We start from the raw sequence: 6,833 nt of genomic DNA on the forward strand, positions 1-6,833 counted from the left end.
CCACCGGCTATTACGAGCCGGAAATCGCCGCCGGCCTTACCCGCCAGCCCGGATTTGAGGTGCCGCTCTATCGCCGGCCGGCCGATCTGATCGATGTGCCGCTGGGCGAATTTGCCGCCAGCCTGAAGGGCCGCACCGTGCGCGGCCGCGTGCAGGGCACACGGCTGGTGCCTTATGCCACGCGGGAACAGATTGCGGCCGGCGCATTGGTTGGCCGGCAGCTGGAACTGGCCTGGGCCGCCGATCCCTTCGAGGCGTTTTTTCTGGAAATTCAGGGCAGTGGCCGGCTCCGGTTGCCCGATGGCCGCATCATCCGCATTGGTTATGATGGCCAGAACGGCCGCGATTATGTCGCCATCGGTCGGCTGCTGATCGAACAGGGCCGGCTGGAGCGCGGCAAGGCCGGCATGAAGGAAATCATTGCCTGGTTGCGCGCCAACCCCGCCGAAGCGCCTGCCGTGCTCAATGCCAACCCGTCGAAGATTTTCTTTCGGGAACTGAAGGGTGATGGCCCGGTTGGCGCAATGGGTGTTGCGGTCACGCCCTATGTCAGCGTTGCCGCCGATCCGGCCTTCATTCCGCTGGGCGCGCCGCTGCTGGTGGAAACCACGCTCACCGGCCCGGCCACCCCGTTCACGCGCCTGATGGTGGCGCAGGATACCGGCGGCGCCATCAAGGGGGCCAACCGCATCGATCTGTTCTTCGGCCCGGGCGCTGAGGCCGCCGCCATCGCTGGCGCACAATCGTCACCAGCCCGCCTTACCCTGCTGATCCCGGCGGCCGCCGCCGCGCGGCTCGCGCCCTGATGAGGCGCCTTTCCGCCCACGAACGGGCTTTGTGGGCACGGGTGGCGGCCAGCGTGAAGCCGCTGCCCGGCAAGCGCGCGCCCGAGATGCCGGTTGCAGCCATTGCCGTTCCTGCTGCTCCGGCAGCGCCGAAAGCCAAGCCGCCATCCCGGCCAGCCCCAACCTCAGCTCTGGCCAAACCCGCCGTCCCGCCGCCCAAGGTGGCCAAGCCGCACCCGCTCGGCGCGCCGCTGGACGGGACGTGGGACCGGCAGATCAGCCGCGGCCGCCTGTTCCCGGATCGGGTGATCGATCTGCACGGCCACACGGTGGTTGATGCCCATGCGACACTGTCATCCGCCATATTGGCCAATGACGGCACCCGCGTCATTCTCGTCGTCACTGGCAAGGGCCGCCCCGACCGCCCGGCCCGCATCCGCGCCGAGTTGATGCACTGGCTGGAGCGGCCGGATTTGCGCTCGCAAGTTGCCTCTCTGCGCGCCGCCCATCCACGCCATGGCGGCGGCGGCGCATTCTACATCATCCTCCGCAGGGCGAAGTGACTCTGGCCAAACAGTCCCCCTATCGGCAATCGCAGGCAACGCGCTGGCAGTGAAGGCGTAGAAACGACACCAAAGGGGAGTGTTGCATGTCTGAAGACGTCATTCTGGTCAGCCGCGATGGCCCGGTCGCCATTGTCACCCTGAATCGGCCGCAGGCGATGAACGCCCTGAGCCAGGCGCTGCGCCGCGAACTCGCCCGTGCCTTCCGCGAACTGGAGGCTGACGATGGGGTGCGCGCCATCGTGCTCACCGGTGCCGGCACCCGCGCCTTCACCGCCGGGCTGGACCTGAAGGAACTGGGCCAACAAGGACTGTCTGCTGCCAATGCCGAAACCGCCGACGACAATCCGGTGAAGGCCATCGAACAGACCGGCAAGCCGGTGATCGGCGCCATCAACGGCGTCGCCATCACCGGCGGTTTTGAAGTGGCGCTGGCCTGCGACGTGCTGATCGGCAGCGAGCATGCGCGCTTTGCCGATACCCATGCGCGGGTGGGCATTATGCCGGGCTGGGGGCTTTCGCAGAAACTGTCGCGCCTGATCGGGCCGTATCGCGCCCGCGAACTGTCACTATCCGGCAATTTCCTCGATGCCGCCACGGCGGAACGCTGGGGCCTGCTCAACCGGGTTGTGCCGGCAGAGGAACTCGTGGCCGCCGCCACCAGGCTCGCCCACGACATGGCGACCATCGCGCCGGGCTTTTCGCGGGGTTACAAGCGGCTGATCAACGACGGCTATGAACTGCCGTTCGGCGCAGCGATGGCGCTGGAGGCCGAGCGGTCGACCGCTGTCAATTCGCAGGTTTCCGCCGCCGAGGTCGAAGCCGCACGCGGTGCCGTGCAGGAAAGAGGACGCCAGCAATGACAGCGCAAGAAAACTCCTCTGGGCCCTTCCCCGGTTTCAACAGCGACACCATCGACGACATGCTGGTCAACCCGGCCGCCTATGCCGATGAAAGCATCCACAAAGCCTATACGAAACTGCGCGCGCAAGACCCGGTGCACTGGACGCAGCCCAAGGGCTTCCGCCCCTTCTGGTCGATCACCCGCCATGCCGACATCGTCGCCATCTCCAAGGCCAACGACCGTTTCATCAACCGCGAGCGCACCTATATCTCACCCGTAGAGGCCGAAGAGTGGGTGAAGAACACCACAGGTGACACCCACCTGTTCCGCACGCTGGTCGATCTTGATGACCCGCTGCACATGAAGCTGCGGCGCATTACCCACACCTGGTTCATGCCGCAGAATCTGAAAAAGCTGGAACCGCAGATTGCTGCCATCGCCAAGGCGCATGTCGATCATATGGCGGCGCTGGGCGGCCAATGCGATTTCGTCAACGAAGTCGCGCTCTGGTACCCGCTGCGCGTCATCATGATGATCCTGGGTCTGCCGGAAGCGGACGAAGGCCGGATGCTGCAGATGACGCAGGAAATCTTTGGCCCGCAGGATCCGGACGTGGTGGCGCGCAGCCGCATCCTGACGCAAGGCCTGGGCGGCCCGGAAGCCACCGGCAATCCGCAGGTGGATATCTTTGCGCTGGTGCAGCAGTTCTTCGCCTATTTCGGCGAGGTGATGGCCGACCGGCGCGCCAATCCGCGTGACGATCTGGCCACGGTGATCGCGCAAGGCCTGGTGGACGACGAACCGATCGGGATGCTGGAAGCCATCAGCTATTACGCCATCACCGTCACCGCCGGCCACGACACCACCAGCAGCACGGCTTCGGGCGGTTTGCTGGCGCTGTCGCAGAACCCAGCCGAATTGGCCAAGCTGAAGGCCGATCCGTCGCTGATTCCGCAAGCGGTCGAAGAGATGATCCGCTGGGTGACGCCGGTGAAGCATTTCATGCGCACCTGCACCCAAGACACCGTTGTGGGCGGCAAGACCATCAAGGCCGGCGACGGCGTGGCGCTGTTCTACTGGTCGGGCAACCGCGACGAGGCAGTGTTCGACGACGCCTTCAGCTTCAAAGTTGATCGCGCCAGCAACCCGCAGACCGCATTTGGCAACGGCGTCCACCAATGCCTTGGCCTGCATCTGGCGCGCATGGAAATCCGTGCGCTGTTCGCCGAACTGCTGCCGAGGCTGGACGAAATCGAATTGGCCGGCGAACCAAAGTTGAGCGTGGCCAATTTTGTGTCCGGCTTGAAGGCGCTGCCGATCCGGTATCGGCTGCGATGAAGGCCGATCCGCGTCGGCAGATGCCTGCCCACTACCCCCACCAGATCACGCTGCAAACCCGGTTTGCCGATATGGACGTCAACGGCCATCTCAACAATGTCGCCATTGCACGCCTGTTTGAAGACGCTCGGGTGCGCTACAACCGCGATGGGCCGCTGAACCCGGCAGCCAGCGGAACGCAATCGTATTTTGTGATTGCTCATGTCGCCATCGATTATCTGGCAGAAGGCAATTTTCCCGATCCAATGACCATCGGCCTTGGCATCGCCCGCATCGGCGGCAGCAGCTTCACTGCTGCCTTGGCGGCTTTCCAGAACGGCAGCTGCATCGCCCTATGTGACAGTGTGATGGTCCACCGGCTCCGCGACGCAGGCTCGGCGCCACTGCCGGAAGCGCTGCGGGAACATCTTGAGGCGCACGCACTTCGCGGCTAGGGGGGTGGCGTTTCCCCCAAATGGAGTCTTCCCATGGCCGACGCGCCGACCACCCTGACCCTTACTCTCGATAGCGGCGGAGATGTCGTCATCAAGCTGCGTTCCGACGTGGCCCCCGGCCATGTCGAACGGATCACCACGCTGGCGCGCCAGGGTTTCTATGATGGCGTCAAGTTCCACCGCGTCATCCCCGGCTTCATGGCCCAGGGCGGCTGCCCCAAGGGCACCGGCACCGGCGGTTCCGACCTGCCCGACCTGAAGGCCGAATTCAACGATGTGAAGCACGTGCGCGGCGTCTGCTCGATGGCCCGCACCAGCGCGCCGCACAGCGCCAACAGCCAGTTTTTTATCGTGTTCGATGATGCCGGCTTCCTCGATCGCCAGTACACGGTGTGGGGCGAAGTGACGTCGGGCATGGAATTTGTCGACGCGCTGCCCAAGGGCGAACCGCCGCGCAGCCCCGGCAGCATCGTGAAGGCCACGGTGGCCTGAGCCACACCAGCTGGACAAAAAGAAAACCCCCGCCAGATCGCTCTGGCGGGGGTTTTTCTGTTCAGCCGTTCAGGCCTCAGCGACCGGCAGGCGAGCGCCGCTGGCCCGAACGCTGGCCGCCGAAGCCGCCACCGGGACGGCCCTGCGGCCGCGCACCTTGCGGGCGCGCACCTTCGGGGCGGCCGAAGCCACCTTCACGGCGGGCACCGTCACGGGCGGCATCACGGCCACCATCGCGGCCACCGCCGCCGTCACGGGCACCTTCCCGGCGCGGGCCCCGGCCATCGGCGTGGACCACAGCGCGCGGATCGCGACCCGGACGGGCACCGCCGCGGCCACGGCCCGAATCACGCTCTTCACGCGGCGGCTCGGCGGCCGACGGGCTGGCCTTGATCAGCTTGGCGGTCAGGCCGACCAGATCGCGGAAATTGGGCGGCAGCGCCTGCACATCAAGCTGCATGCGGATATTGCGCTCGATATCCTTCAGGAACGGGCGTTCATCGGGCGCACACAGCGCAATCGCCCGGCCTTCGCGTCCAGCGCGCGCTGTGCGGCCGATGCGGTGCACATATTGTTCCGGCACGTTGGGCAGTTCGTAGTTGAAGATGTGGCTGACCGCCGGGATGTCGAGGCCGCGGGCCGCGATATCGGTGGCCACCAGCACCTTTACTTCGCCGGTGCGGAAACCGGAAAGCGCACGGGTGCGCTGGGCCTGGCTGCGGTTGCCGTGGATGGCTTCGGCGACGATCTTGTGCGCCGAAAGCTGGCGCACGACGCGATCGGCACCATGCTTTGTGCGGGTGAACACGATGGTGCTCACCACGTCCTCGGTCACCAGCAGATTGGCCAGCAGCGCCAGCTTTTCCGTCTGGGAAACGTGGATCACCGATTGCACGACGCGCTCGACCGTGGTGGAAGCCGGCTGCACGGCAACTTTCACGGGGCTCTTCAGATAACGCTGCGCCATCTCCTCGATAGACGGCGGCAGCGTGGCGGAAAACAGCATCGACTGGCGCTGCTTGGGCAACAGGCCGGTGATGCGCTTGAGATCATGCACAAATCCCAGATCGAGCATTTGATCGCATTCGTCGAGCACCAGCATTTCGACATGGCCAAGGTCGCAAGCGCCCTTCATCACCAGATCGAGCAGACGGCCCGGCGTGGCCACCAGCACATCGACACCCGGAAACAGCGCGCGTTCCTGGCGGCCGATCGGCACGCCGCCGAACACGCAGGCCACCGACAGCTTCAGATAGCGGCCATAGGCGGTGAAGCTGGCAGCAATCTGCGCGGCCAGTTCACGGGTGGGAGCAAGCACCAGCACCCGGGTCGTCAGCTTCAGGCGATGCTTGGGATTGGCAGCAAGGCGGTTGAGGATCGGCAGCGCAAAGGCCGCCGTCTTGCCGGTGCCGGTCTGGGCCAGGCCCAGCACGTCGTTGCCAGCCAGCGCCGGCGGAATCGCCGCCTGCTGGATCGGAGTGGGGGTGTCATAGCCCTTTTCGGCAATGGCGCGCGACAACGGTTCCGCAAGCGCGAGATCAGAGAAATTCATGGTTGTGTTGTTCCAGCAATATCAGTCGCTCAGGTGGCACCATGCCAACCGAGAGGGCCAAAAGACCCAGGGTTGACTGGCAACCCGCGTGATAAGGGAAGCAAGCTTGGGGGGTGGGGCCTTGGAGCTGGTTGCTCCGATCACGCGCCCATCGAGTTGTGGGCCCTTTGGACGCAATGGGCAGAAAAGTCAAATTTGCACCGGCTCCTGCGCCGGGCTAGCCTTGCCAGCAACGGGGGAACCATCATGAAGCATCTGATCCTGATAGCCGTGATCCTGGCCAGCAGCGCCACCGCCAGCCCGCGCGCCCGCGATCTGGGGGTGCCGTTTGATGGCACGCCGGGGCCGCTGAATGCCATCACCGATGTTGCCGGCGTCGAAGTCGGCTTCAAGACGCTGATTGCCGGTGAGGGCGCGCGGGTGCGCGGCAAAGGCCCGGTGCGGACCGGGGTGACGGCGATCTTCCCGCGCGGGCGCATCGACGGGCGCGGCGTGTTCGCCGGATTCTTTGCCGGCAACGGCAATGGCGACATGACCGGCACGCACTGGGTGGAAGAAGGCGGCGTGCTGGAAACGCCGATCCTGATCACCGGCACCGGCAGCGTGGGCGTGGTGCGCGATGCCGCCTTCAAATGGCTGGCCGATCATCGCAGTGGCGGTTTCTGGTATCCGCTGGTGGCCGAGACGGCCGATTTCCAGTTGAACGACATGCCGGGCCAGCATGTGACCGTGCAGGACACGCTGGACGCGTTGGACAATGCCCGGCCCGGCCCGGTGGCGGAAGGCAATGTGGGCGGCGGCACCGGCATGGTGTGCAACGGCTTC

The 6,833-nt window shown here is 65.5% G+C and carries 8 protein-coding genes; 7 read left to right on the forward strand and 1 reads right to left on the reverse strand.

Annotated elements, in window-relative coordinates; translation table 11 throughout:
- The 6 genes from RMO81_RS05980 to RMO81_RS06005 all read left to right on the forward strand — a co-directional run.
- Nucleotides 1-806: murein transglycosylase A (locus RMO81_RS05980; protein ID WP_310474866.1), on the forward strand; the 806-nt coding region annotated here is incomplete at its 5' end.
- A complete protein-coding gene (locus RMO81_RS05985) occupies nt 806-1,348 on the forward strand; it encodes a Smr/MutS family protein (protein WP_310474868.1) in 543 nt (180 codons plus the stop codon). The genes RMO81_RS05980 and RMO81_RS05985, both read left to right, overlap by 1 nt.
- A gap of 86 nt (nt 1,349-1,434) precedes the next feature.
- Entirely contained in the window at nt 1,435-2,211 is a 777-nt protein-coding gene (locus RMO81_RS05990; protein WP_310474869.1) for an enoyl-CoA hydratase, read from the forward strand.
- Nucleotides 2,208-3,530 carry a cytochrome P450 gene (locus RMO81_RS05995; protein ID WP_310474870.1) on the forward strand — a complete coding sequence of 441 codons (1,323 nt, stop codon included), beginning with the start codon at nt 2,208-2,210 and terminating at the stop codon, nt 3,528-3,530. The genes RMO81_RS05990 and RMO81_RS05995 overlap by 4 nt, the downstream gene beginning before the upstream one ends.
- Nucleotides 3,527-3,964, forward strand: coding sequence for a thioesterase family protein (locus RMO81_RS06000; protein ID WP_310474871.1), 438 nt, complete (start codon nt 3,527-3,529; stop codon nt 3,962-3,964). Before RMO81_RS05995 ends, RMO81_RS06000 begins: the two co-directional genes overlap by 4 nt.
- 33 nt (nt 3,965-3,997) lie before the next feature.
- A complete protein-coding gene (locus tag RMO81_RS06005) occupies nt 3,998-4,456 on the forward strand; it encodes a peptidylprolyl isomerase (protein WP_310474872.1) in 459 nt (152 codons plus the stop codon).
- Nucleotides 4,457-4,532: 76 nt separating this feature from the next.
- On the opposite strand, the gene RMO81_RS06010 is transcribed toward RMO81_RS06005, so the two are convergent.
- Complete coding sequence (locus RMO81_RS06010; protein ID WP_310474873.1) at nt 4,533-6,008, reverse strand: DEAD/DEAH box helicase; 1,476 nt, start codon at nt 6,006-6,008, stop codon at nt 4,533-4,535.
- Between the two features lie 246 nt (nt 6,009-6,254).
- Between RMO81_RS06010 and RMO81_RS06015 the strand changes: the two genes are divergently transcribed.
- Nucleotides 6,255-6,833, forward strand: a 579-nt coding sequence (locus RMO81_RS06015; RefSeq protein ID WP_310474874.1) for a P1 family peptidase, incomplete at its 3' end; no start/stop codon positions are given.

It is taken from the genome of Sandarakinorhabdus sp., assembly GCF_031422795.1.
Taxonomy (GTDB): domain Bacteria; phylum Pseudomonadota; class Alphaproteobacteria; order Sphingomonadales; family Sphingomonadaceae; genus Sandarakinorhabdus.

Excerpts from the sequence above, each read along its gene's own strand:
- RMO81_RS06010 (WP_310474873.1), bottom strand. The coding sequence starts at position 6,008 with ATGAATTTCTCTGATCTCGCGCTTGCGGAACCGTTGTCGCGCGCCATT.
- RMO81_RS05985 (WP_310474868.1), top strand. The coding sequence starts at position 806 with ATGAGGCGCCTTTCCGCCCACGAACGGGCTTTGTGGGCACGGGTGGCG.
- RMO81_RS06000 (WP_310474871.1), top strand. The coding sequence starts at position 3,527 with ATGAAGGCCGATCCGCGTCGGCAGATGCCTGCCCACTACCCCCACCAG.
- RMO81_RS05995 (WP_310474870.1), top strand. The coding sequence starts at position 2,208 with ATGACAGCGCAAGAAAACTCCTCTGGGCCCTTCCCCGGTTTCAACAGC.
- RMO81_RS06005 (WP_310474872.1), top strand. The coding sequence starts at position 3,998 with ATGGCCGACGCGCCGACCACCCTGACCCTTACTCTCGATAGCGGCGGA.
- RMO81_RS05990 (WP_310474869.1), top strand. The coding sequence starts at position 1,435 with ATGTCTGAAGACGTCATTCTGGTCAGCCGCGATGGCCCGGTCGCCATT.